General features: G+C 56.5%; 21 protein-coding genes. 8 read left to right on the top strand and 13 right to left on the bottom strand.

The window, feature by feature from the left end; translation table 11 throughout:
* Positions 1-119 precede the first annotated feature (119 nt).
* Positions 120-2468, top strand: coding sequence for a protein kinase domain-containing protein (locus AC0KVQ_RS10220; protein ID WP_473421058.1), 2349 nt, complete (start codon positions 120-122; stop codon positions 2466-2468).
* A 101-nt stretch (positions 2469-2569) separates the two neighbouring features.
* A complete protein-coding gene (locus AC0KVQ_RS10215; RefSeq protein WP_473421057.1) occupies positions 2570-3121 on the top strand; it encodes a phasin family protein in 552 nt (183 codons plus the stop codon).
* Positions 3122-3216: 95 nt separating this feature from the next.
* Here AC0KVQ_RS10215 and AC0KVQ_RS10210 read toward each other — a convergent pair whose 3' ends face one another.
* The 10 genes from AC0KVQ_RS10210 to prfB all read right to left on the bottom strand — a co-directional run bounded on the left by AC0KVQ_RS10210 (position 3217) and on the right by prfB (position 13726).
* Positions 3217-4392, bottom strand: a complete 1176-nt coding sequence (locus AC0KVQ_RS10210; protein ID WP_473421056.1) for a DUF2863 family protein — start codon at positions 4390-4392, stop codon at positions 3217-3219.
* A 35-nt stretch (positions 4393-4427) separates the two neighbouring features.
* Complete coding sequence (locus AC0KVQ_RS10205; protein ID WP_473421055.1) at positions 4428-4994, bottom strand: GNAT family N-acetyltransferase; 567 nt, start codon at positions 4992-4994, stop codon at positions 4428-4430.
* 44 nt (positions 4995-5038) lie between these two features.
* A complete protein-coding gene (locus AC0KVQ_RS10200; protein WP_473421054.1) occupies positions 5039-6406 on the bottom strand; it encodes a DEAD/DEAH box helicase in 1368 nt (455 codons plus the stop codon).
* 283 nt (positions 6407-6689) lie between these two features.
* Complete coding sequence (gene msrA / locus AC0KVQ_RS10195) at positions 6690-7226, bottom strand: peptide-methionine (S)-S-oxide reductase MsrA (protein WP_473421053.1); 537 nt, start codon at positions 7224-7226, stop codon at positions 6690-6692.
* Positions 7223-8047, bottom strand: coding sequence for an NADPH-dependent 7-cyano-7-deazaguanine reductase QueF (gene queF / locus AC0KVQ_RS10190; RefSeq protein ID WP_473421052.1), 825 nt, complete (start codon positions 8045-8047; stop codon positions 7223-7225). The genes msrA and queF overlap by 4 nt, the downstream gene beginning before the upstream one ends.
* Positions 8048-8058: 11 nt before the next feature.
* A complete protein-coding gene (locus AC0KVQ_RS10185; RefSeq protein WP_473421051.1) occupies positions 8059-8646 on the bottom strand; it encodes a LexA family protein in 588 nt (195 codons plus the stop codon).
* Positions 8647-8738: 92 nt separating this feature from the next.
* Entirely contained in the window at positions 8739-10136 is a 1398-nt protein-coding gene (cysG, locus tag AC0KVQ_RS10180; protein WP_473421050.1) for a siroheme synthase CysG, read from the bottom strand.
* 82 nt (positions 10137-10218) lie between these two features.
* Positions 10219-10974, bottom strand: coding sequence for a YoaK family protein (locus AC0KVQ_RS10175; RefSeq protein WP_473421049.1), 756 nt, complete (start codon positions 10972-10974; stop codon positions 10219-10221).
* 66 nt (positions 10975-11040) lie between these two features.
* Positions 11041-12555, bottom strand: a complete 1515-nt coding sequence (lysS, locus tag AC0KVQ_RS10170) for a lysine--tRNA ligase (RefSeq protein WP_473421048.1) — start codon at positions 12553-12555, stop codon at positions 11041-11043.
* Between the two features lie 67 nt (positions 12556-12622).
* Positions 12623-13726: a peptide chain release factor 2 gene (gene prfB, locus AC0KVQ_RS10165; RefSeq protein ID WP_473421047.1), complete on the bottom strand. Its 1104-nt coding sequence runs from the start codon at positions 13724-13726 to the stop codon at positions 12623-12625.
* A 380-nt stretch (positions 13727-14106) separates the two neighbouring features.
* Between prfB and AC0KVQ_RS10160 the strand changes: the two genes are divergently transcribed.
* The 3 genes from AC0KVQ_RS10160 to AC0KVQ_RS10150 are packed head-to-tail and all read left to right on the top strand — an operon-like array spanning position 14107 to position 17122.
* Positions 14107-15999 carry an ATP-binding cassette domain-containing protein gene (locus tag AC0KVQ_RS10160; protein ID WP_473421046.1) on the top strand — a complete coding sequence of 631 codons (1893 nt, stop codon included), beginning with the start codon at positions 14107-14109 and terminating at the stop codon, positions 15997-15999.
* A gap of 31 nt (positions 16000-16030) precedes the next feature.
* Complete coding sequence (locus AC0KVQ_RS10155; protein WP_473421044.1) at positions 16031-16555, top strand: YgjV family protein; 525 nt, start codon at positions 16031-16033, stop codon at positions 16553-16555.
* 27 nt (positions 16556-16582) lie between these two features.
* Positions 16583-17122 carry a YaeQ family protein gene (locus tag AC0KVQ_RS10150; RefSeq protein WP_473421043.1) on the top strand — a complete coding sequence of 180 codons (540 nt, stop codon included), beginning with the start codon at positions 16583-16585 and terminating at the stop codon, positions 17120-17122.
* Positions 17123-17133: 11 nt separating this feature from the next.
* On the opposite strand, the gene AC0KVQ_RS10145 is transcribed toward AC0KVQ_RS10150, so the two are convergent.
* Entirely contained in the window at positions 17134-17595 is a 462-nt protein-coding gene (locus tag AC0KVQ_RS10145; protein WP_473421042.1) for a winged helix-turn-helix transcriptional regulator, read from the bottom strand.
* A gap of 188 nt (positions 17596-17783) precedes the next feature.
* Between AC0KVQ_RS10145 and ald the strand changes: the two genes are divergently transcribed.
* The 3 genes from ald (at position 17784) to AC0KVQ_RS10130 (ending at position 20234) form a co-directional block, all read left to right on the top strand.
* Positions 17784-18905, top strand: a complete 1122-nt coding sequence (gene ald, locus AC0KVQ_RS10140; protein ID WP_473421041.1) for an alanine dehydrogenase — start codon at positions 17784-17786, stop codon at positions 18903-18905.
* 64 nt (positions 18906-18969) lie between these two features.
* A complete protein-coding gene (locus tag AC0KVQ_RS10135; RefSeq protein WP_473421040.1) occupies positions 18970-19302 on the top strand; it encodes a nucleotide pyrophosphohydrolase in 333 nt (110 codons plus the stop codon).
* A complete protein-coding gene (locus AC0KVQ_RS10130; RefSeq protein ID WP_473421039.1) occupies positions 19299-20234 on the top strand; it encodes a tRNA dihydrouridine synthase in 936 nt (311 codons plus the stop codon). The genes AC0KVQ_RS10135 and AC0KVQ_RS10130 overlap by 4 nt, the downstream gene beginning before the upstream one ends.
* A gap of 549 nt (positions 20235-20783) precedes the next feature.
* Here the strand turns inward: AC0KVQ_RS10130 and AC0KVQ_RS10125 are convergent.
* Positions 20784-21788: a LacI family DNA-binding transcriptional regulator gene (locus tag AC0KVQ_RS10125; RefSeq protein ID WP_473421038.1), complete on the bottom strand. Its 1005-nt coding sequence runs from the start codon at positions 21786-21788 to the stop codon at positions 20784-20786.
* Positions 21789-21813: 25 nt separating this feature from the next.
* A complete protein-coding gene (locus AC0KVQ_RS10120; protein WP_473421037.1) occupies positions 21814-22881 on the bottom strand; it encodes a DUF475 domain-containing protein in 1068 nt (355 codons plus the stop codon).
* Between the last annotated feature and the right edge of the window lie 163 nt (positions 22882-23044).

Here is a 23044-nt window from a genome sequence, read left to right as displayed (position 1 = left end):
CACAGGAACCGGAGTTTATGTGGATAAATGAGGATTCCGAGCAGCGCATGAGCCCCGATCAGCACCTCGCAGCAAGACTTTGAGCAGGTTCTAATAATCTGTTCAAAGGGATGGGCGGGATGGCAAATGTAGGGGGCGGACGTTTTCGGGTTGAACGGAAACTGGGCCAGGGCGCGCAGGGTGGGGTCTATCTGGCGATTGATACCCGACTCGGGCGAAAAGTTGCCATCAAGTTCCTGCATGCGGCAGGGCAACCCAAGGACTTGCAGGAAGCCCAACTGGTCAGCAAGTTGCAGCACCCCAACGTGGTGGCCTTGCATGACGTGATCGTGGAGAGTGGTCGCACCGGCCTGGTTTTCGAGTATGTCGAGGGTGAAACCTTGTCGGCGTTGATCGAACGCGAAGGGGCGCTGTCGCCCGTGCGCGCGGTCGAATTGATGCTGGATATTCTTGCCGGATTGAGTGTTGCGCATGAGCAAGGCGTGATTCATCGCGATCTCAAGCCACAGAACATCATGATCGATCAGTCTGGCCGTCCGCGCATCATGGATTTTGGCGTAGCCACCTCCGAGTCAGGCCAGGTCGGGATGCTGGGAACAGCCGGTTACATGGCACCCGAGATGATCAAGAATCTGCCGGTAGATGCCCAGGCCGATGTGTTCGCTGCTGGAATGGTGTTGTATCAGATGCTGACGGGGCAATCACCCGTCGATGGCGGCTCGGTTTTTGCCACCCTGAACCGGATTGCCAACGAAGCCGTGAAGCCGCCTTCAGCGTTGCAGCCGGGCATTGACCAGAAGCTCGATCATCTGGTGATGGTCGCTTTGCTCAAGCAACCGCAGGAACGTTACGCCGATGCCGGTGCGATGCGCGATGCCCTGGCATCCTGGCTGACATCCGGCCAGGATGCCGAACACGATTCAGCTGGCAGCAACCGGCACAGCACGCTGGATTTTCTGTTGCGGCGCATGAATCATTCCCCCGATTTTCCGGTGCTTTCGCAAACGATCAGTGCCATCAATCGCATCAACAATTCTGATCGCGAGCGCTTGCAGACGTTGTCGGACGCTATCCTCAAGGATTTTTCCCTGACCAACAAATTGCTGCGTATCGTCAATTCGGCCACTTATGGCCAGTTTGGTGGTGCAATCAGCACGATTTCACGCGCTATCATCATTTTGGGGTTCGACACGATCCGCAATCTGGCGATCACATTGCTGTTGTTCGAGCACATGCGCGACAAGACACAGGCGGTGCAGCTGCGCGAAGCTGTGCTAAAGAGCTTTTTTGGTGGATTGCTGGCAAGTACCCTGGGCAAGAAAAGTGGCTGGCGCGATGTCGAAGAGGCGCAAATCTGCGGCATGTTCCACCATTTGGGACGTTTGCTTACCCTTTATTACTTTCATGAGGAAAGCAAGGAAATCGCCAAACGTGCCGAGCAGCACGGGGAAGATGAAGATAGTGCGGCCCAGAGTGTGTTGGGATTGAGTTATCGCGAATTGGCCATCGGTGTGGCAGGCAGCTGGAATTTCCCGGAGCGTATCGTCAACAGCATGCGCGAGTTGCCGCAGGATGCGCTCAGACGCCCGCAAAATCAGGTTGAGCGGCTGCGCCTTTTTGCCAATCTGGCTGGAGAATTGTTGCCCCTGGTGGAAATGCCGCCAGTAGAGGCGGCCAAGCTGATGAATCAGGTCATGAAACGTTTTGGTACGGTCATCAATGCTTCCGAACGTGAATTGCAGGAAAGCATGCAGGATGCAGCCGAGCGCTATCTGCAGTATCTGTCGATACTGGGCGTCAAGCAGGGCAACAGCCCGTTCTGCAAACAGTTGCGTCGCCTGAGCAAACATACCGAACAGGGCAGCATGCATGTCGATGCAGAGGCTGATGCGTTTGACGAAGCACTGCATGCCGCGGAGGTGTCGGTGGAAGATGCAGCTCCGCTTGATTCTGCTGCCATCCTGTCGGCCGGTGTGCAGGACATTACCAATACGCTGGTTGGTAACTACAACCTCAATGATCTCTTGCGCATGATCCTGGAAACGATGTTTCGCGGTATCGGCTTTGAACGTGTGTTGTTTTGCACCAAGGATCTGAAACAGCCTCGTGTGGTGGCGCGATTCGGGTTTGGGCCGGACATCCAGAAAATCACGGCACGTTTCAGTTTCGATACGATGCAGACCAGTGACGTTTTCCAGCTGGCGCTGGCGCGTAATGCCGATATCCTGATTGAGGATGTCGATGCGGCCTCCATCAAGGATCGCATCCCCTCCTGGTATCGAGAGCAGCTGCCAGCAAAGACATTCATTGTTTTTCCGCTGGTGCTTGATAAAAAACCGATCGGGCTTTTCTATGCGGATCGCTCCGATGCACACAGCCTGAAAATTCCCGCGGAGCAACTGAACCTGCTTAAAACGCTTCGCAATCAAGCCTTGCTTGCCATCCGGCAGAAACAATTGGGAAACTGATCGATAGCCGGTTGTGCAATGCACAAATCTCCTTGACTTTCCAGATAGCCTCGCCAAGAATGCAAAATATATTGCGATGCACAAGTCAAGGAGATACCACGATGACCACTACCCCACAACAGCAGCTATCCGAACTGAGCCTGGCCAATCTGGAAAAATCCATCCGCCTGACCCATATTGCGCTCAATGGTGCAGAGCGCATGCTTAATCTGCAGATGGAAATGACTCGGGATCTTCTGGCTGAAAATGCAGCAACGGCCAAGGCTTTGGCCGGAATCAAGAATGCACAGGAATTGATGGAGTTCCAGAAAAACCTTGCGCAGCCCTCGATCAGCAAGCCGGTTGCCTTGGCTCGCACGGTGTATGAAACCGCTGCGGCTACCCAGTCCGAACTGAACAAACTGGTTGAAGAGCAGTTGATCGATTTCAACAAGAATCTGCTGAATACGCTGAATGACACGTTCGGCCAGGTGCCGGCCAGTGCAGCGGCTATTTCTGCGATCAAGAATGCCGTCGAAAGTGCAACGACTGCGTATGACACAGTCAGCAAAACTACCCAGCGCATCACCAGCGAACTGGCGGAAGCCACTGTTTCCGCTGTTGAATCCAGTGCCAAGGCCGCGAGCAAGTCTGCGTCGCGTAAAACAACTTGATCCGCTGATTCCTGCCATCAAATGAAAAACCGCGTCACATGAAAATGTGACGCGGTTTTTGTTTGGTGATACTGATGTGGCAATGCTGAAAATACTCAGTGCAGATGCCTGGGTTGTTCGGGGGCCTCTTCTGGCGTTTCCGTGTGCAGCAATTCGCCTTCTGCATTTGGAAAAAGCGGCGCACCACAGTCATCACAATAATCCAGCGGAAATTCATGCTCATGAAGCACGATGTCGGCAATGCCGCATTCGCGCAGGATGGTTTCGATTTGGCCAAAACTGTCGGTATGCTCATCTTCACCATCCAGCAAAGGCCAGACCACGCCATGCACCACATTCGGGTTCCCTTTCAGCATAAAGCCGATGCGGTACTCTTCCAGCCGGCGGCCGTGGCAAGGTGCGATGGCGGCCGTAATCTGGCGCGGTTCGACATTGAGTGCGAGTTGCAGGAATGCCGCTGTGGCATGAATGGCGTAAGTCCGTGAAGCACGATCTGCTTCGCGCCAGGCGCCAAAGTAGGCCAGCGGAAGCAGGGGCTCGAATGCGCACCCTGCAAAAACCGGTTGCAATGCACCTCCGCCCTGTTTTTGCCACTGGGACTGTGCCTCTTCGCGATCCCCATCGCTTTCCTGCCAGCGAAACAAGGGTTCTCCCTTGGGGCATGCTGCAACAGCCAACACATAACGCGTATCAGACAAGAATTGCTGAGTGGGCGGCAGATTGCGTGTATCGATAGCCAATGTACCATTGCGCATCACCGATTCTGCCAGCGCTTCGGTCAGTTGCGCGGTGTTGCAGTAACCTTGTGGCAACTGGTCGGGGCTGAACAGATAGTCAGCCACGGATAGCTTCACGCCACCGGCCAAAACGTGGGCACATAGCTGGACGCGCATCAGCTGCGTGATCTCGCGGCCGAGCGGGCCAGAAGGGATGGCGTAGCGCGACCAGCACAGGATTGGTGCTGCGACCAAAACGGCTTGCCATTCTTTCCCATCGTGCATGAAGTTTGTGGTCTCGCTGCAGGATTCGACTACATCGGCCAGTTCATTCCAGGCAATGGAATCCGTTTGCACCAAGGTATCGAGCGCGGTGTTGAGAGTTTCCTCTTCGCCAGACACAAGTACTTCATGAATGAGACCAGCCAGCTTGTCTTGCCAGAAACGATCTTCGGCCATGTGGCTGGAGGCAGCCAAACCAGTGGCCAGGCGAATCAATTCTTCAGCTTCTGCCGTATGGCGACTTCTGCGTGCGGCACGCGGACGCTTGAGCATGGCAAGGATTCCTTAATACAAGATTCGTCGAGATTTTAGCAGTTTGCTTCGGCAGTTGCCTGCCAGTGCAGTACATCGCAGCAAAGACAGTGGGCATCGGGGCCATAAGCCTGCAATTTGGCTTGCAGCTGTGGCATCGAGGTTGCTGGTGGGCCAAAGCCCTTTTTCTTCCAGAACGCATGTGAGTTGCGCACGGCAACCAGCGAGGCTGTGCGTAATCCATTCGATCTGGCCCATCGATTTGCTTGCTCCAACAACGCTTGTGCAACACCCAGCCCCCTGGCCTGCGGCAGGATGGCCAGGTCGTGCAAGAACAAGGCATCAGCGCGATCGGGCAGGCTAGTCAGTACATGATCCAACGCGGGCGGTAACTGACCTTGCCACGGATGGCTGAACAGATAACCGATGGCGCTATGTTGCTGCATGGCAATCCAGCAGCTTGCCGGTGAAAGCTGGCTCTTTGCCTGCAAAGCTTCAATCGATTCCTGTAACTCGGCGGGATAGCATGCTGCCTGAATGTGCTGTATGGCAGCAGCATCCCTAGCCTGAATATTGCGGATCTCGAAATACATAACGATTTCTGAAAAAAACAAGGCTGGCATTGTAGCCAGCCTTGCAGGGTTCTTGTCAGTGTTGATGAGCCAGGTTAGTTGGCCCAGTTGCCACGGTTGCCGCTATGGCCACCGCCATGACGTTGCTGGTTGCCCTCGCGCTTGCGGCCATCGAAACCGCCAGGCTTGCCTTGACGGCGGGAATCGTTGGAGCGACCTTCATTATTGCGCTTGGCACCGAAGCCGGGTTTTCCACCGTGCGATTTACGTGCACCATCGCGCGGCCGGTTGCGCTCTGGCTGGAAGCTGGATTCCAGGCCTGGCACCGTCAGTGTCTGGAAATCTACCTTGTAGAGACGACGGATGCGGGTCAATGGCTGGAAATCGTTGCGACCCACCAGGGAGATGGCACGACCGGAGCGTCCGGCACGGCCAGTTCGTCCGATGCGATGGATGTAATCTTCGGCAAAACGCGGCAGATCGAAGTTGATCACCATGCCAATGCCGGCCACGTCAATGCCACGTGCAGCCACATCCGTGGCAATCAGCATGTCGACTTCACCGCGACGCAGGCGGTCGAGAGTTCTGCGGCGATCACGCTGGGCCAGGTCGCCGTGCATGGCGGCTGCGCGGAAGCCTTCAAGTTTCAACCAGTCTGCCACGGCATCGGCATCAGCCTTGGTTGCGGTAAATACGATGGACTGGCTGCCCTGGTTTTCCTTCAGCAGATTGGCAGTCAGCTTGAGTTTGTGTTCGTAGCCGTCAGCGTAATGCACCGCCTGATCAATCTGGGGTTGCGGGGTGGTTTGTGGTGCCAGTTCGACCAGCTTGGGTGCGCGCAGCATGGGCGCGGCAAATTCTTGCACCGATTCACTCAGTGTTGCTGAGAACAAGGCAGTCTGGCGATCCTTGGGCAGGGAGGCAACAATGGTTTCCACTTCGTCAATGAAGCCCATGTCCAGCATGCGGTCAGCTTCATCGAGTACCAGCAGCTCCAGGCGGCGGAAATCCACACGACCGCCACGGATCAGATCGTTCAGGCGACCCGGTGTGGCTACCATCACTTCCAGCGGCTGTGCCAGCAAACGGTTCTGAACCGGATAAGGCACGCCACCGACAAAGCTTGCGACCTTGGTACGCGGAATGCTGCGGGCAAAATCGCTCGCCACCTTGGCTACTTGTTCTGCCAGCTCGCGAGTCGGCGTCAGTACCAGAATACGCGGGCCTTTGCTGCGATGCTTGGGCTCTTTCAGCAAACGTTGCATGGCTGGCAGCAGGAACGAAGCGGTTTTGCCGGTGCCTGTCTGGGCAGATGCCATCAGGTCATGGCCTTCGAGCAGAACCGGGATGGATGCAGCTTGTACGGGGGTGGGCTCGACAATACTTTGCTGGGCGAGAACGCCAACAATTTGCGGATCGAGGCCAAGTTGGACAAAAGCATTGCTTTGCTCGCTATGGGGCATTGGATATTTCCTTTGAGGTGGTTCACTGGCCGAAGAGATCGGCCCGGCATCGACGCTAACCGTGAACAACCGCAAAATCCAACGACTTCAGGCGGGAAAGGTCAGGGGCGATGGTGTAATCGAAAAGCGCTCTATGATCGAGCGAGGAAGGGGCGCAATTATCCGGCTTTGATGGGATAAGTCAACAACTCAATGTTTTTTAGTGAAAAATTCCCGCCGGGCGGAAATGCAATACCGAAAAACTGTAGTCGTGAGCAAGTTAAGTTGCTGTTTGATTACAAAATCACCGACTATCCATTTTCCAGTAAGCTGCAAATATTTCTCTGGCCTTACTGACTTTGGGTGTGATGACCACGGCGCAGTAGGGTTGCGCAGCATGCTGTGCAAAATAATTCTGGTGGTACGTTTCCGCAGGCCAAAATGCCGAGACGGGTACAATCTCGGTAACAATGGGGTTGGCAAAATCGGCGGCTATTTCCTGGCGCTTGGCGTGAGCGGCCAGACGTTGTGATTCATCGCCGTAAAAAATAGCCGATCGATACTGGCTGCCAATGTCGTTGCCCTGACGGTTGAGCGTGGTCGGGTCATGGATGGTAAAAAAGATATCCAGTAAATCGGCGTAGCTAATACGTTGCGGATCAAAATCGATCTTGACCACTTCGGCATGGCCCGTATTGCCACTGCATACCTGCTCATAGCTGGGGTGGCTGATCTGGCCACCCATATAACCGGATGTCACGGCCTGTACGCCGTCGATTTTCTGAAAAACCGCTTCCAGGCACCAGAAGCAGCCACCGGCCAGTATCGCAGTTTCAGTCATTGGCGTGCCGTTCTGTGGTTGGGGGGGAGGGGCGTGCTGTAATTGCTGCGCCACGGATTGATATCCAGGCCGCCGCGGCGGGTGTAACGGGCATATACGGCCAGGCGCAAGGGTTTGCACATGCGCAGAATGTCGATGAAGATGCGCTCCACGCATTGTTCGTGGAATTCATTGTGTTCGCGAAAGGAAATCAGATATCTGAGCAGCGATTCACGGTTGATGGGGGCACCGAAATAGTGGATTTGCACACTGGCCCAATCCGGCTGGCCTGTTACCAGGCAATTGGATTTGAGCAGGTTGGAAACCAGCGACTCTTCGACGGGAGGCAGCGTTTCGCAACACAGCACGCCAGGAGCGGGCTGGTAGGTGTCGACCTCGATATCGAGATTGTCGATGCAATAGCCTTCCAGATCCTGAATGCGCTGACCGGCAAAATGCTCGGGCAAAAGCAACTCCACGCTCACGGGCTTGCCAACGGCTGCGCTTAGATCCGACATCAGCCGTTGCCGCATTTCGCCAACATCAGCCAGACGCGTCTGGTTGAACGAATTCAGGTAGAGCTTGAACGACTTGGATTCGACAATGTGTGTTGAATCACTGGGAAACTTGAAGGTTGCCAGGGCTACCTGCGGTTTGCCGCGCTGGTTCAGCCAGGAAAGCTCATAGGCATTCCAGATATCCATCCCCATGAACGGTGGTGTTCCCTGAACGCCGATTTCCTCCCGCTTGGGTGCGCGTGGAATCGGGAACAGCAAGGACGGGTCATACTGGCTTTGGTAGCTGACGCTTTTCCCCAGTGGGGACTGATGTACTTCAGACATTTTGAACTCGATTAACGGTACTTGCGGATCAGACCCACCATCACGCCATAAATTTCCAGCCCTTCCAGCGGGCGTATCGGGGCATAGCTGGCGTTTTCCGGTTGCAGCAAAAAGCCCTGCTTATCCTTGGCGAGTGTCTTGAGCGTGTATTCCCCGTCAACGATAGCCACGACCTTGTCACCCAGGTTGGCGGCATGGCGTTTTTCAACGATGGCGATGTCGCCATCGAAAATGCCTGCTTCAATCATTGAATCGCCACGAATCTTGACCAGCACCGTGTTTGATGGGCGCGGGATCAGGAATTCATCGATGGTCAATGCCTCGCTCATGGCATCGTTGGCGGCTGCTGGCAAGCCTGCCGGCACGGGGAAATCCGCCAGTTCACGCTCGAAAAAACGCTTGGTCGGTGCCAGGCGCTTGTCCGGGGTCATTTCGACATAACCGGCAAGCGTCAGCCGCTTGATCAGCGCGGACACGGCTGATTTGGAGGCCATGCCCAGCATTTCGCCAATTACGGCATAAGACGGCAGGCTGCGGTATTGGGAGAAATAATCCTGCAATTTCCCCAGGTATTCATTATCGCGATTCAGGTTGCCCATGAGACATTTCCGGCAGAACAATCGTTCCAGAGCGTAGTGAACGAGCGTTCGATTGTCAAGGCATCTACTGCATGGGTTGCAGAGGGTGCTGACTAGCGGACAGGTTTGCCATGCCAGTTCAGCTTCTGATGCAGTTTGACTACGTCGCCGATAATGATCAGTGCCGGTGGTTTCACATCGTGCAGCGCAATCAGTTCAGGCAGCGTGGATAAGGTTCCTGTCACGGTTTTTTGTTCCGGGGTGGTGGCCTTTTCGATGATGGCTGCCGGCGTATCGGGATTGCGACCGTGTTCGATCAGGCGGGCACAGATGCGTGGTGCTTCCTTGACACCCATGTAGACCACGATGGTCTCGGTCGGGCTGGTCAGACGTGCCCAGTCGAGTTCGATTTCGCCTTCCTGGCGATGACCCGTTACGAAGGTGACGGATTGCGCGTAATCACGGTGGGTAAGCGGAATGCCGGCGTAGCAGGATGCTCCGGCGGCGGAAGTGATGCCGGGTACAACCTCGAATGAAATGCCATGCTGTGCCAGTTCGTCGATTTCCTCGCCGCCTCGGCCAAAGATGAAGGGGTCGCCGCCCTTGAGCCGCAGGACGGTTTTTCCTTCTTGGGCAAGCCTTACCAGCAACTGGTTGATTTCTTCCTGCGCCAGCGCATGATTGCTGGCTTTCTTTCCGACATAGATACGCTCGGCATCGCGACGGACCAGTTCAAGAATCGCCGGAGAAACCAGGTTATCGTAGAGTACAACATCGGCTTTCTGCATCAATCGCAGCGCTCGAAAAGTCAGCAGATCCGGATTGCCGGGGCCGGCACCGACCAGATAGACCGCGCCCTGCTGCAGTGCCTGGTGGCTTGATTGTTGCAGTTCGTGGGCCAGTGCTTCGGCAGCACCCTGTTCGTCCCCGGCCAGTGCTTTTTCTGCTGCCGGACCTTCCAGTGCCATTTCCCAGAAGCGACGACGTGCCCGTTCCTGCTCGCCAAAGCGTTGTTTGACCTGTTCCCTGAATTCTCCGGCCAGGCGAGCCAGTACCCCGTAACCGTGCGGCAGCCAGGCTTCGATCTTGGCACGCAAGTGGCGGGCCAAAACCGGGGCATGGCCGCCACTGGAGATGGCGATCATCAGCGGCGAGCGATCGACGATCGATGGCACGATGAAGCGGCAAAGCTCGGGCTGATCAACCACATTCACGGGAATTCCGGCTGATTCACACGCGGCATGCACGGCAGAGTTGACGGTGTGGTTGTCGGTGGCGGCAATCGCCAGGCGTATGCCTTGCAAATCGTCCGCCTGCCATGCCCGGCTCAGGTGCCGGAATTTGCCGGCATCAGCCATGGCCTGCAAGGTCGGTGTGAGTTGCGGCGCCACAACGCAGAGGGATGCACCTGCGCAGAGCAGCAACTGGATCTTGCGTTGCGCGACATCGCCTCCGCCCACGACCAGGCAAGGGTAGTTGTGCAGATCAAGAAAGACGGGAAAGTAATCCATGAGGCCGTATCCTTGCTGAGAATATTTCCCATTCTAGCGATATGACTTAAGTATCAGTAGTCCGCTTGGTTATATGCTTGGATCAATGCTGCATGCGTAGCAGGCGATAGCGCAGCCGCATGTCGTCGAGTAGCGGAAGGAGCGAAAGAATGACCAGAATGATGGCGAGCGGGATGGTGCTGGCATAGCCCCAGTGCTTGAAGCCAAAGCCGCCACAGATGCCGCCCGCGACAAACATCAGAATCAGCTTGCCCTGAATGCGCAGGCGACGGCGATCGGCCTCGATGCGTCCGAGTTCGTGCGTGCGGTTGAAATAGATCAGCCGGCCGATTTCAATGCCCAGATCCGTGACCAGGCCGGTGACATGGGTGGTGCGTATTTCCGATTGGGAAATGCGGGTGATCAGCGCATTCTGCAGCCCCATGGTGAAGCACAGGACGATCACGGTTTCGGGCAGCAGGAATGTCCGTTGTTCGTGCAAGGTGGCGCCGAGCAGGCCAAAGAACAGCAGCAGGCTGGCTTCGAGCAGCAATGGCAGGGCAAACTGGCTGCGCAGGCGCCGGCGCTTGGCCCAGGTGACCATGACCGAGCTGCAAACCGCCCCGGCAATGAAGGCACACAAGGAGGATACGCCGGTCAGGGCCAAAGCCAGGTTGCCCAGCGCAATATTGTCTGCGACCAATGACACAATCCCTGTCATGTGCGAGGTGTACTGGCCCACAGCCAGAAAACCGCCGGCATTGGTGGCGCCGGCGATGAAGGCAAGCGCCGCGCCCAAGCGCAGGTTGGTTTGCGGTGTGCGTTGCGGCGATGTCAGCTTGCGTATCGAGGGAATCATTCTTGTTTGCGTCCGGCTATGAAAGCACAACGCCGGCACAGGGCCGGCGTTGTCAGGGTAGGCAGATCAGTCTTCCCGCCGCATTTGCGGGAACAGAATCACATCGCGGATGCTGGCCGAATCGGTCAGCAGCATCACCAGGCGATCGATACCGATACCGCAGCCGCCGGTCGGTGGCAGGCCGTATTCGAGTGCCTTCACGTAATCGGCATCGTAGTGCATGGCTTCTTCGTCACCAGCATCCTTGGCGCGTGCCTGTTCCAAAAAGCGGGCTGCCTGATCTTCCGGATCGTTGAGCTCCGAGAAGCCGTTGGCATGCTCGCGCCCGACAATGAACAGCTCGAAGCGCTCGGTAATGCCCGGATTACTGTCGGAAGCCCGTGCCAAGGGGGAGATTTCCAGAGGGTAGTCGATGATGTAGGTCGGGTCCCACAGTTTTTCTTCGGTGGTGGCTTCAAACAGCGAGAACTGCAGGCCGGCGATGCCGTCAGTCACGACCAGCTTGCCGCCCAGGCGTTCAATCTCGGCCTTGAGCCAGGCGCGATCATGCATCTGCGCCTCGGTATAGTGCGGGTTGTACTTGATGATGGCCTGCGTCACTGTCAGGCGTTCAAACGGCTTGGACAGATCGATCAGGCGACCCTGGTATTCGATCACGGTGTGGCCGGTCGCTTCGCGTGCGCATTCACGGATCACGGTTTCCGTGAGTTCCATCATGCGGGTGTAGTCGGCATACGCTTCATAGAATTCCATCATCGTGAATTCAGGGTTGTGGCGCGTGCTCATGCCTTCGTTGCGGAAGCTGCGGTTGATTTCAAAAACGCGTTCCAGCCCGCCGATCACCAGGCGCTTGAGGTACAGCTCCGGTGCAATGCGCAGGTAGAGTTGCATGTCGAGCGCGTTATGGTGCGTGATGAACGGCTTGGCCGCAGCGCCACCCGGAATCGGGTGCATCATCGGCGTTTCAACTTCCAGGTAGCCTTCGCCCACCATGATGTCGCGCACCTTGCGGATAATGCGCGAGCGCTTCATGAAGGTATCGCGGCTTTGCGGATTGGTGATCAGGTCGAGGTAGCGCTGGCGATACTTCATTTCCTGATCGGCGATGCCGTGGTGTTTGTCCGGCAGCGGGCGCAGCGATTTGGTCAGCAGACGCAACTCGGTGACCTGAATGGTCAGCTCGCCGGTCCTGGTCTTCATCAGAAGACCTTTCGCGCCCAGGATATCGCCCAAGTCCCAGTGCTTGAATGCGGCATAGACTTCCTCGCCCACAGCATCGCGGCTGATGTAGAACTGGATCTGGCCGGAGCTATCCTGCACCGTGGCAAAGCTGGCCTTGCCCATCACGCGCTTGAGCATCATGCGGCCAGCCACGCTGACTTCGATGGCCTGGGCCACCAGTGCTTCGCCTTCGGTTGCGTCATATTTGGCATGCAGGTCAGCGGCGATTTCCTTCGGACGGAAATCGTTCGGGAAGGCAATGCCTTGTTCACGGATGCCTTTCAGCTTGGCGCGCCGTTCCGCGATGATCTGGTTTTCGTCTTGTGTGATGACTTCCGGGGTAGCTTGCTTGTCGCTCATGATGCTTTCCATCGTTCGGGGCTGGCCCGAGGGTTCAAGTGTTGAATCGGTGTCCTATGGACTGTAATCAAACGCCCTGTTTCAGGCTGGCTTCGATAAAGCCATCGAGGTCGCCATCCATCACGCCCTTGAGGTTGCCTACTTCGTAACTGGTGCGCAGATCCTTGATGCGGCTCTGATCGAAAACATAGGAACGGATCTGGTGGCCCCAGCCGATATCGGCCTTGCCGGCTTCCAGTGCCTGCTGGGCTTCCATGCGCTTGCGCAGTTCCGCCTCATAGAGTTTGGCGCGCAGCATTTTCATGGCTTCATCGCGGTTCTTGTGTTGCGAGCGATCATTCTGGCACTGCACCACGATGCCGGAAGGATTGTGGGTAATCCGCACGGCAGAATCGGTCTTGTTGATGTGCTGGCCGCCCGCGCCCGAAGCGCGGTAAGTGTCGATGCGCAGGTCGGCCGGGTTGATTTCGATTTCTATGCTGTCGTCGACTTCCGGGTAAACGAACACCGAACAGAATGACGTGTGGCGGCGCGCATTGGAATCAAATGGAGAAACACGCACCAGACGGTGCACCCCGGTTTCGGTCCGCAGGAAGCCATAAGCGTATTCGCCGTTGAGCTTGATCGTGGCGCTGGTGATGCCAGCGACTTCGCCTTCGGATTCTTCCATCACCTCGACGCCAAAACCCTTGCGCTCGCCATAGCGTACATACATGCGCAGCAGCATGCCGGCCCAGTCCTGGGCTTCGGTACCGCCGGCGCCGGACTGGATATCGATAAAGCAGTTGTTCGGGTCCATCGGGTTGCTGAACATGCGGCGGAATTCCAGCGCACTGATCTCGCTGTTGATTTTTTCAACATCGGCTTCCACGGCGTGGAGCGTATCGATATCGCTCTCGCTCTTGGCCATCTCGAACAGATCCTGGCCGTCGGCAATTTCCTGGCTGACTCGATCGAGTACAACCACGACATCTTCCAGTGTCTTGCGCTCGCGCCCCAATTCCTGCGCCTTTTTCGGATCATTCCAGATGTCCGGATCTTCGGTCAGGCGAACGACTTCTTCCAGTCGGTCACGCTTGCCCGGATAATCGAGATATTGCCGCAACTCTTCCGTGCGCTTGGCAAGATCGGCAAGAGTGTTTTCGATCTGGTTTAACTGTTCCGCTTCCATTGCAATGAATTCCGCTTGAGCAACTGCAAAACCCGCAATTATATACTACGCAGGCCGAACGGGCAGGCGTGAATGTGGCCAGCATGTGCCTGTTTCACCAGAGTTGGCAGACATGTCTTTGGAACGCGCGCTTGTGATGGCTTGCCAAGCGTTATTCATCCAGCCTCATATATATTAACTCGCCGCCCCAGCGAAAGCCGCGACCCAGACGTCCATCTATGCTGGGACTGGATTCCGGCCTTCGCCGGAATAACGACGTCTTAAAACTTCAACGGACCTGGTCAGAATGGTTGTTGCAGCGCGCTGTTTTTCGTTTCCTGGACCCTAAAACTGCTGTTTGTTCTCGGTAAGATGTGGCAACTCTGCTAGACTTGCCGCCCATGATCCGACTGAAATCTCTTACTCTGCGACGTGGGGTCAAGGTACTGCTTGAACACGTCGATCTCACGCTTAATCCTGGTTGCAAAGTGGGTGTTGTTGGCCCGAACGGGGCAGGCAAGTCCAGTTTTTTTGCATTGCTGCGCGGTGAACTGCATCAGGATGCGGGCGATCTGGAACTGCCTCCGAATTTCGTGATTGCGCATGTGGCGCAGGAAACCCCGGCATTGGATACCCCGGCACTGGAATACGTGCTGGATGGTGATCTGGAATTGCGGGCCATCGAGCGTGACCTTGCCACCAGCCTGCATGACGGCATCAAGCATGCCGAATGCCTGGCGCGCCTGGAGGTTATCGATGGCTATGCTGCGCCGTCCCGCGCGGCCAAGTTGCTGGCTGGCTTGGGTTTTTCCGAAGCTGAAATGGCCAGGCCGGTTGCGAGTTTTTCCGGTGGCTGGCGCATGCGCCTCAATCTGGCGCAAGCCTTGATGCGTCGTTCCGACCTGCTGCTTCTGGATGAGCCGACCAACCACTTGGATCTGGAAACCGTGGTCTGGCTGGAAAACTGGTTGCGCAGCTATCCAGGCATGCTGCTGGTGATTTCGCACGATCGCGATTTTCTCGACAACACGGTGAATGCAATCCTGCACGTCGATCGTGCCGAATTGAACCTGTATACCGGCAACTATGCCGATTTCGAGGAACAGAAAGCCGAACGTCTGTCGCAGCAGCAACAGGCATACGAAAAGCAGCAACGCGAGATCGCGCATCTGGAATCTTTCATTACCCGCTTCAAGGCCAAGGCAAGCAAGGCGCGCCAGGCACAGAGCCGGGTCAAGGCGCTCGAGCGCATGGAGCGCATCGCCGCCGCGCACGTCGATTCGCCGTTTACCTTTACCTTCCGCGAACCAGAATCCAGCCCGAATCCGCTGCTGCGCGTGGAAGACGGCCAGGCCGGCTACGATCCGGCCAAACCGGTGTTGAGCAGGCTCAACTTCAGTGTCGAGCGCGGTGCGCGGCTGGGTTTGCTGGGCGTGAACGGTGCGGGCAAGTCCACGCTGATCAAGGCGCTTTCCGGTGAAAATCCGCTGCTGAACGGTATCTGTACCGAAGGCAAAGGTTTGCGTATCGGCTATTTTGCCCAACACCAGCTCGATCACTTGCGGGCCGAGGAAAGTCCGCTCTGGCACATGCAGAAAATTGATCCGCTTACCCGTGAACAGGAGCTGCGCGATTACCTGGGCGGCTTTGATTTTCGCGGTGATATGGCATCGAGCCCGGTAGGGCCATTTTCCGGTGGCGAAAAGGCACGCCTGGCGCTGGCGATACTGATCTGGCAGAAGCCCAATCTTTTGCTGCTGGATGAGCCGACCAACCATCTGGATATCGAGATGCGCCAGGCGCTGACGCTGGCGATGCAGGATTATGAAGGCGCGCTGATCGTGGTTTCGCATGATCGTCATTTGCTGCGCAGCACGGTCGATGATTTTTGGCTGATCGAAAAAGGCACGGTACGGCCGTTTGATGGCGATCTGGATGATTACACGCGTTACAGTCAGGAAGTCCGCGCGACGGACGTACCGCGACTGAATGCCTCGGAGGATGTGGTCGATCGCAAGGCGCAGAAACGCCAGGAAGCCGAAGCGCGCCAGCGCCTGTCCAGCCAGCGCAAGCCGCTTGAGCAAAAACTGGCGAAAATCGACAAGGAACTGGTCATCCTGCACGAACAGCATCAACGCCTGACGGCGAGTCTGGCCGATGAATCAATCTATGCGCCGGAAAACAAGACGCGTCTGCAGACGACCTTGCAGCAGGAAGCCGAGGTCAAACAGCGCCTCGAAACGCTTGAAATGGAATGGCTGGAGCTGACGGAATCGCTGGAGCAACTGCAATGATCTGCCTTGATTTCAGCCTGCAGGGCAGGGCATGAACAGCATGCTCGAATTTCTGTCTCTGGCACAAATCATCGGCTATCTGGCTTTTGTGCTCGGCGTCGGTTCATTCCTGCAGATGAGCGATCGCCATTTCAAGCTGTGGATGACAGCGGAGTGCATCGCTTATGCCGTGCATTTCTACTTGCTTGGCAATCCGACTGCTGTCGCCAGTACGCTGGTCTCAGCCAGTCGTTCCATCATCTCGATGTACACGCGCTCGCTCTGGCTGGCGTGGATGATCGTGTTGGTGAATATCGGTTTTGGCATCCTGTTCGTGAAGCAACCGGCCGATGCCCTGCCGCTGATCGCATCCAGCATTGCCACGCTGGGCCTGTTCCGGTTGCAGGGTATCCGCATGCGCTTCGTGCTCTTGTGCGGCACCCTGCTCTGGCTGGCAAACAATCTGATCGCAGGTTCGATCGGCGGCACCGCGCTGGAAGCCGTGGTGGCCGCAGTTAACTTGTCCACCATGGTTCGCATGTATCGCGAATCCCGACTAAAAAACGAAGCTGCCTGATCAAGGCTTCCTTCTTTCTGGATTTTCATGGCACTCAAAGCAACCATCTTCAAGGCAGATCTGCAGATCGCCGACATGGACCGCAATTACTACGCTGACCATGCCCTGACCATTGCCCGTCATCCATCAGAAAACGATGAGCGCATGATGGTGCGGCTGCTCGCTTTTGCCCTCAACGCAAGCGAGACACTCACGTTTACCAAGGGCTTGTGCGATACGGATGAGCCTGATATCTGGCAAAAGGATCTGACCGATGCCATTGACTTGTGGATCGAACTCGGCCAGCCGGATGAAAAGCGCCTGCGACAGATTTGTGCCAAATCGGCCAAGGTGCTGGTGTATTGCTACAGCGGGCGTCCGGCGGAAATATGGTGGGATCAGATCAAGGGCAAGGCGGCACGCTTTGATAATCTGCAGGTGGTCAGCATCGCGCCGGAATCGGTCAAGGAATTGGCCAGCCTTGCGCAGCGAACCATGCGCCTGCAGTGCACGATTCAGGATGGTGAAGTCTGGCTGGGCGATGGTGTCACGACGGTCGGTATTATTCCTGTCAGATGGAATGCCTGAATCGATTTGGTTCAAACATCGATGATATGACTCTCCTTCACTTCCTCCATCACCACATAGCTGCGTGATTCAACCGCCATCGGCAGCTTGAGCAGGATGCGCCCAAGCAGCCCACGGTAATCCTGCATATTGGGGATTCGTGCCTTGATCAGGTAGTCGAACTCGCCCGCGACTAGATGGCATTCCAGCACTTCGGGCACCAGCGCAAGCTCGCGCTTGACCGATTCAAAGATCTCGCCCGATTTTTTCGACAAGCGCAGTTCGACAAAAACCAGGATATTCAGCCCCAGCATGTGCTGGTTCAAGTGGGCATGGTAACCGGTGATGACCCGTTCACGTTCTAGGCGCTTGACCCGTTCATTGACTGGCGTGGGTGATAGGCCGACTCGGGCGGCCAGATCGGTCATGGAAATGCGGGCTTCGCGCTGCAAGATGGAGAGGATTTTGCGGTCGGTTTTGTCCAGCGTGATCATTTCGCTCTTTCGTGAGTGGAATGGTGTCTGTGGTAGTGAAAGCCACTAAATTTGCATATTACATTGGTTACTTTCACTGAAAAGTTATCCATATACTGAATTATCCGCTGTGGTGGTGCATCCAATAAATACTCGGTTACCCCGATGGCACGGTGGATTTCAAACATATCTGCAAATGGAGCAATAACATGCTGGTTGGAACTCCCAAGGAAATCAAAAATCATGAATACCGCGTTGGCCTGACCCCGGCCGGCGTGCGCGAATTGGTGGCGCATGGCCATCAGGTCATGATCGAAAAACAGGCAGGTGCGGCGATTGGTTTCAGCGATGAGCAATATGCAAACGCTGGCGCGCAACTGGTTGATACCGCTGCGGAAATCTTTGCCAAGGCCGAGATGGTGATCAAGGTCAAGGAACCGCAGCCAGTCGAATACAAGCAACTGCGCCCCGGCCAGATCCTGTTTACGTATCTGCATCTGGCACCCGATCCCGAACAGGCGCGCGGGCTGGTCGAATCCGGCGCGGTTTGCGTTGCTTACGAAACGGTTACCGACAATCGCGGCGGTCTGCCCTTGCTGGCACCGATGTCGGAAGTGGCGGGCCGCATGGCAATCCAGGCGGCCGCGCGTGCGCTGGAAAAATCGCAGGGTGGCTCCGGTGTGTTGCTTGGCGGGGTGCCGGGTGTAGCTCCAGGCCATGTCACCGTAGTCGGTGGTGGTGTTGTCGGGATCAATGCCGCGCGCATGGCCGCCGGCCTGGGGGCGGATGTCACCATTCTCGACAAATCGTTGCCGCGCCTGGCAGAGATCGACAACCTGTTCGGCGGACGTGTCAAAACGCTGTATTCCACGCGCGATGCGGTGGAAAGCGAGATCAAGCTAGCCGATGCCGTGATTGGCGCCGTGCTGATTCCGGGTGCCGCAGCACCCAAGCTGGTGACACGCGACATGCTCAAGCTGATGAAGCCGGGATCGGTGCTGGTCGATGTGGCCATCGATCAGGGGGGGTGTTTCGAGACCTCGCATGCCACCACGCATCAGGAACCGACCTATGTGGTCGATGGCATCACCCATTATTGCGTCGCCAACATGCCGGGTGGTGTGGCACGCACGTCCACGCAGGCTCTGACCAATGCCACGCTGGCCTACGCGCTGGCGATTGCCAACAAGGGCGTGAAGCGGGCACTGCTCGAAGACGGCCACCTCAAGAATGGTTTGAATGTCTGCAAGGGCAAGGTCACTTTCGAAGCCGTGGCCAAGCAATTGGGTTACGAATATGTGCCGGCGACGGATGCACTCAATGCCCTGTAACATTCTCCGGTAAAATCCAGACCCCGGTTTTTCGCCGGGGTTTGTCTTTTCTGGAATGGATTACATGGATCTGGCTGGCCTGATTGAAAAACTTCGCGAATTTTCCCGTGAGCGCGATTGGGAGCGTTACCACACGCCCAAGAACCTGGCGATGGCCATGTCAGTGGAAATGGCCGAGCTGGTCGAGCATTTTCAGTGGCTTACCGCAGAGGAATCCGTGGCATTGAAACAATGCCCGGACAAACTCACTGCCGTATCGGAAGAGATGGCCGACATCCTGCTCTACCTGGTTCGCATGACCGATGTGATGGGCGTGGATCTGGAGCAGGCAGCGTTGCGCAAGATCGGGCTCAATGCCGTCAAGTATCCGCCGCTGTCACGGCAGGAGCAGCCATGAGAATTCTGCTGGCACCGATGGAAGGTCTGCTTGACTGCGTGCTGCGCGATATCCTGACCCGCGTCGGCGGCATCGACCTGTGCGTGTCCGAATTTGTGCGCGTATCGGGCTCGGTGTTGCCCAACCGAACCTTCCAGCGCATCGTGCCGGAACTCGATACAGCCAGTCACACCGGGGCTGGTGTTCCGGTGCGCGTGCAGTTGCTGGGTTCCGATCCACATTTCATGGCACTGAATGCGGCACGGCTGGCTGCGCTCAAGCCGACCGGCATTGATCTGAACTTCGGTTGCCCTGCCAAGACGGTGAATCGCCATGGTGGTGGCTCGATCCTGCTGCGCGAGCCGGAGCGTATCCGCGAACTGGTGACCGCCGTGCGTGCCGCCATGCCGGCAAACATGCCGCTGACCGCCAAGATGCGGCTTGGCTACGAAGATAAAAGCCTGGCGCTGGATTGCGCACGCGCCATGCAGGCTGGTGGGGCGCAGGAGTTGGTGGTACATGCCAGAACAAAGGTCGAAGGCTACAAGCCGCCTGTGCACTGGGAATGGATCGGGCGCATTCAGGATGCCGTGAGCATTCCAGTCATTGCCAATGGTGAAATCTGGACATTGGACGACTACCGGCGCTGCCGGGAAATCAGCGGGGTGGAAGATGTCATGCTTGGCCGGGGCATGGTGGCCAACCCCGGTCTGGCCAATATCATCAGGCATGACAACGATGAGGCCGGCTTGCCCTGGCAAGCACTGCAGCCCTTGCTCGGGGATTTCTGGGTATTGGTCACGCAGCATACGCTGCCGAAATATCACTGCGGCCGGGCCAAGCAATGGCTGAACTACCTGCGTCAGACCTACCCGCAGGCCGAAGCGCTGTATCAGTCGGTGCGCACCGTGACATCACCGGAAGAGATGGGTGTCCGGCTCACGGAGCATTGAGGGTGGAGGTTCTTAGGCTCTGTTGACGTTTGATTGTTTTTTACGCAAGCCCGCCAACTTGCCGGGGCGAGAAGCCAAGCGCAAGCAATACTGGTGTATTGCGAGCATTGGCGACAAAGCATCCGGCAAAATTGGCGGACTTGCCCTTCGGGCGGCTGGGTCTTTTGCTCCATTACGGCGTTATTTCCCACTTGCGGTACCCGTACCGCGGCCTGGGAAATGCCTTGTACTGGAGCAAAATACCCCAGCCGCGTAAAAATTAATCAAATGTCAACAGAGCCTAGAGCCTGTTCACGATCTTTTCACCGCAGCGCCAGATAGGAAAAGGGCTGGCCACAAGGCGAACGACGCTGGCAATAACGGGTTATTTCCAAGGCGTTCAACGCAGTGGATGGCCATTTTCCTGCCTGGCCCGGCGGGTTCCGGGCATTGCCGGCAGCCGCCGGCGTTACAAACCGCTTGTGGTACACGTACCACGGCACGGTTTGTGCCTTGGCCTCTATCCGGCACTGCCCAGAACGCTGCGGTGAAAAGATCGTGAACAGGCTCTTAGCGTGTACGCCAGTGCAGTTTGGCCGGCACCCACACATTTTCCGGCTGTTGTCGCGCGATGATCGCCAGCAATGAGGCAATGCTGGCCGCTGCCAGTGCGTCACTGTCCTGCTGGATGGCGTCGATCGCCAGCGGCAGGCAATCCAGCAGGTTGTGATCATCAAAGGTAATGATGCGCTGTGGCGCGATCGAGAAATGGCGGTTTTCGCTGATGAACGATAAAGCACCTTCGAGCAGCGTGATCGAGCCGGTAAACAGCACCTGCGGATAGCGACCCAGTTGCTCGTAACACTCGCGCATCAGTGCATGGCCGCTGCTGCGCCGGTAATCGCGTGCGCGCACCCAGCCCGGCTGCTCCTGCAATCCGGCCTGATTCAAGGCGGCACGAAAGCCTGCCAGCCGGTCGATGCTTGGCGAAAGATTGGGCTGCCCGCCAAAGTAGTAGGCTTCCCTGGCTTGCCCTGACAAGGCATCCAGCATCAGGGTGGTAACAGCGTGCTGGGCGTCTGTCACCACAAAGGGCAGGGCGGAATCCGGCACGCGACGGTCGACCAGTACCACTGGCAGGCGTGCATTCCAGTAGGCATAGGCTTCGGCATCGATGCTGCATGGCACAATCATCAAGCCATCGACCTGGCGCGCGACCAGGTGTTCGATGCCTTTCTTTTCCAGTTCCGGATCTTCATCGCTCGATACCACTAGCAACTGATAACCAGCTTTATGGCATAACGGTTCCATCGCCTGCGCCAGGCTGGCATGGGCAAAGTTGGTCAGTTCCGGTACCACCAGTCCCAGCGTATTGCTGCATCCCGAGCGCAATGTGCGCGCGGAGTGCGAGGGCAGAAAATGGTGTTCTTCCGCAATATCGAGTACGCGCTGTTTGGTCTTGGCCGAAATGCGAAATTCTTCGGCACGGCCGTTGAGCACCATGCTGGCCGTGGTGCGGGAAACACCTGCCAGCTTGGCGATGTCGTCGATGGTCAGGCGGGTGTATTGGTTCATGCATTACCCTGGGGTAGATAAGTATTCATGCGCAGGTATCCTGGATCTTGGGATGGGAATCCTTGCCGTTCAGCCACCATGAGTGCACAGCCGCCGCAATGATCAGAACGGCAGCCAATCCGCCGGTTACCACTTCCGGGATATGAATCTGGGCTGACAGCAACATGATCATGGCCAGTGCGCCAATGGCCCAAAAAGCGCCATGTTCCAGATAGCGCAGTGTTGAAAGGGTTCCCTTGTTGACCAGATACAGGGTGAAGCTGCGTACAAACATTGCACCTATTCCCAAGCCGATCGAAATCAGAAAGATATCCTTGGTCAGGGCAAAGGCACCGAGTACGCCATCGAATGAGAACGATGCATCGCGCATTTCGACGTAGATAAAGCCACTCCAGCCAATTTTGGCGGCGGGATTACTGTCTCCCATGATGGCTCCCAAGCCATCCACGATGATATAGACAACAATGCTCCACAACCCTGCAACCAGAAAACGATGAGCATGACTGGCGGACATGAAGGACGCCAGGGTCAACAAGGTGGTCAAGGTCAGCAAAATCGATGCCATATCCAGCTTGCCCAGTTTGCTGAGCAATTCTTCAACCGGTGCAAACCAGTGTTCATTTTTTTCGTAATCGATAAAAAAGTGCCAGAACACCATCAGCAAGAATGTTCCGCCAAATGCAACCACTTCGATATGCGCTGATTGCAGAATACTGGAGTAGTGCTCCGGCTGGTTGATGGCCATGGACATGACATCAGCGGACGACCAGTGTCCACTTTGAAGCCATTCGAGCAGTGAAAGTGGGCCGGGCAATGGCCACAGATGGGCCAGTACGCCCACAATCACCAAAGGGAATAACAAGCGCATGCCAAATACTGCCACCAGCATGCCCCAGACAAGATAGCGTGAGCGCCATTTGTCATCCCAATCTTTCAATACCGCAGCATTGACGACGGCATTATCGAAACTGAGGCTGGTTTCCAGCATGGCAAGGTTGAACGCGATCCACATCCCCGGCCAGCCACCGATCCAGAGCGCCAAGCCCAGACCGATGGCTGTTACCACTAGAGAACTGCGAAAGTATTTGAACATGTTGCTATTTCCCAAACGATTGCCCTGGAAAAATTATAGTCTGCAATCGTTCAGTACTTTCAGCCGGCCGTAGCATACCCCATGGACTGAGGTAGCCAGAGGATGGTTTGTGGGAAGAAGGTCATGATGAGCAGGGCGATGAGCAGCAGGATCAGGAACGGTA

The organism is Formivibrio sp. oc-25, assembly GCF_055810895.1.
This window is presented reverse-complemented; position numbering and strand designations above follow the sequence as displayed.

Excerpts from the sequence above, each read along its gene's own strand:
- AC0KVQ_RS10135 (WP_473421040.1), top strand. The coding sequence starts at position 18,970 with ATGGATCTGGCTGGCCTGATTGAAAAACTTCGCGAATTTTCCCGTGAG.
- queF (WP_473421052.1), bottom strand. The coding sequence starts at position 8,047 with ATGTCTGAAGTACATCAGTCCCCACTGGGGAAAAGCGTCAGCTACCAA.
- AC0KVQ_RS10215 (WP_473421057.1), top strand. The coding sequence starts at position 2,570 with ATGACCACTACCCCACAACAGCAGCTATCCGAACTGAGCCTGGCCAAT.
- ald (WP_473421041.1), top strand. The coding sequence starts at position 17,784 with ATGCTGGTTGGAACTCCCAAGGAAATCAAAAATCATGAATACCGCGTT.
- prfB (WP_473421047.1), bottom strand. The coding sequence starts at position 13,726 with ATGGAAGCGGAACAGTTAAACCAGATCGAAAACACTCTTGCCGATCTT.
- AC0KVQ_RS10160 (WP_473421046.1), top strand. The coding sequence starts at position 14,107 with ATGATCCGACTGAAATCTCTTACTCTGCGACGTGGGGTCAAGGTACTG.
- AC0KVQ_RS10175 (WP_473421049.1), bottom strand. The coding sequence starts at position 10,974 with ATGATTCCCTCGATACGCAAGCTGACATCGCCGCAACGCACACCGCAA.
- AC0KVQ_RS10220 (WP_473421058.1), top strand. The coding sequence starts at position 120 with ATGGCAAATGTAGGGGGCGGACGTTTTCGGGTTGAACGGAAACTGGGC.
- AC0KVQ_RS10150 (WP_473421043.1), top strand. The coding sequence starts at position 16,583 with ATGGCACTCAAAGCAACCATCTTCAAGGCAGATCTGCAGATCGCCGAC.
- AC0KVQ_RS10120 (WP_473421037.1), bottom strand. The coding sequence starts at position 22,881 with ATGTTCAAATACTTTCGCAGTTCTCTAGTGGTAACAGCCATCGGTCTG.
- msrA (WP_473421053.1), bottom strand. The coding sequence starts at position 7,226 with ATGACTGAAACTGCGATACTGGCCGGTGGCTGCTTCTGGTGCCTGGAA.
- AC0KVQ_RS10210 (WP_473421056.1), bottom strand. The coding sequence starts at position 4,392 with ATGCTCAAGCGTCCGCGTGCCGCACGCAGAAGTCGCCATACGGCAGAA.
- AC0KVQ_RS10200 (WP_473421054.1), bottom strand. The coding sequence starts at position 6,406 with ATGCCCCATAGCGAGCAAAGCAATGCTTTTGTCCAACTTGGCCTCGAT.
- lysS (WP_473421048.1), bottom strand. The coding sequence starts at position 12,555 with ATGAGCGACAAGCAAGCTACCCCGGAAGTCATCACACAAGACGAAAAC.
- AC0KVQ_RS10155 (WP_473421044.1), top strand. The coding sequence starts at position 16,031 with ATGAACAGCATGCTCGAATTTCTGTCTCTGGCACAAATCATCGGCTAT.
- AC0KVQ_RS10185 (WP_473421051.1), bottom strand. The coding sequence starts at position 8,646 with ATGGGCAACCTGAATCGCGATAATGAATACCTGGGGAAATTGCAGGAT.
- cysG (WP_473421050.1), bottom strand. The coding sequence starts at position 10,136 with ATGGATTACTTTCCCGTCTTTCTTGATCTGCACAACTACCCTTGCCTG.
- AC0KVQ_RS10125 (WP_473421038.1), bottom strand. The coding sequence starts at position 21,788 with ATGAACCAATACACCCGCCTGACCATCGACGACATCGCCAAGCTGGCA.
- AC0KVQ_RS10130 (WP_473421039.1), top strand. The coding sequence starts at position 19,299 with ATGAGAATTCTGCTGGCACCGATGGAAGGTCTGCTTGACTGCGTGCTG.
- AC0KVQ_RS10205 (WP_473421055.1), bottom strand. The coding sequence starts at position 4,994 with ATGCCAGCCTTGTTTTTTTCAGAAATCGTTATGTATTTCGAGATCCGC.
- AC0KVQ_RS10145 (WP_473421042.1), bottom strand. The coding sequence starts at position 17,595 with ATGATCACGCTGGACAAAACCGACCGCAAAATCCTCTCCATCTTGCAG.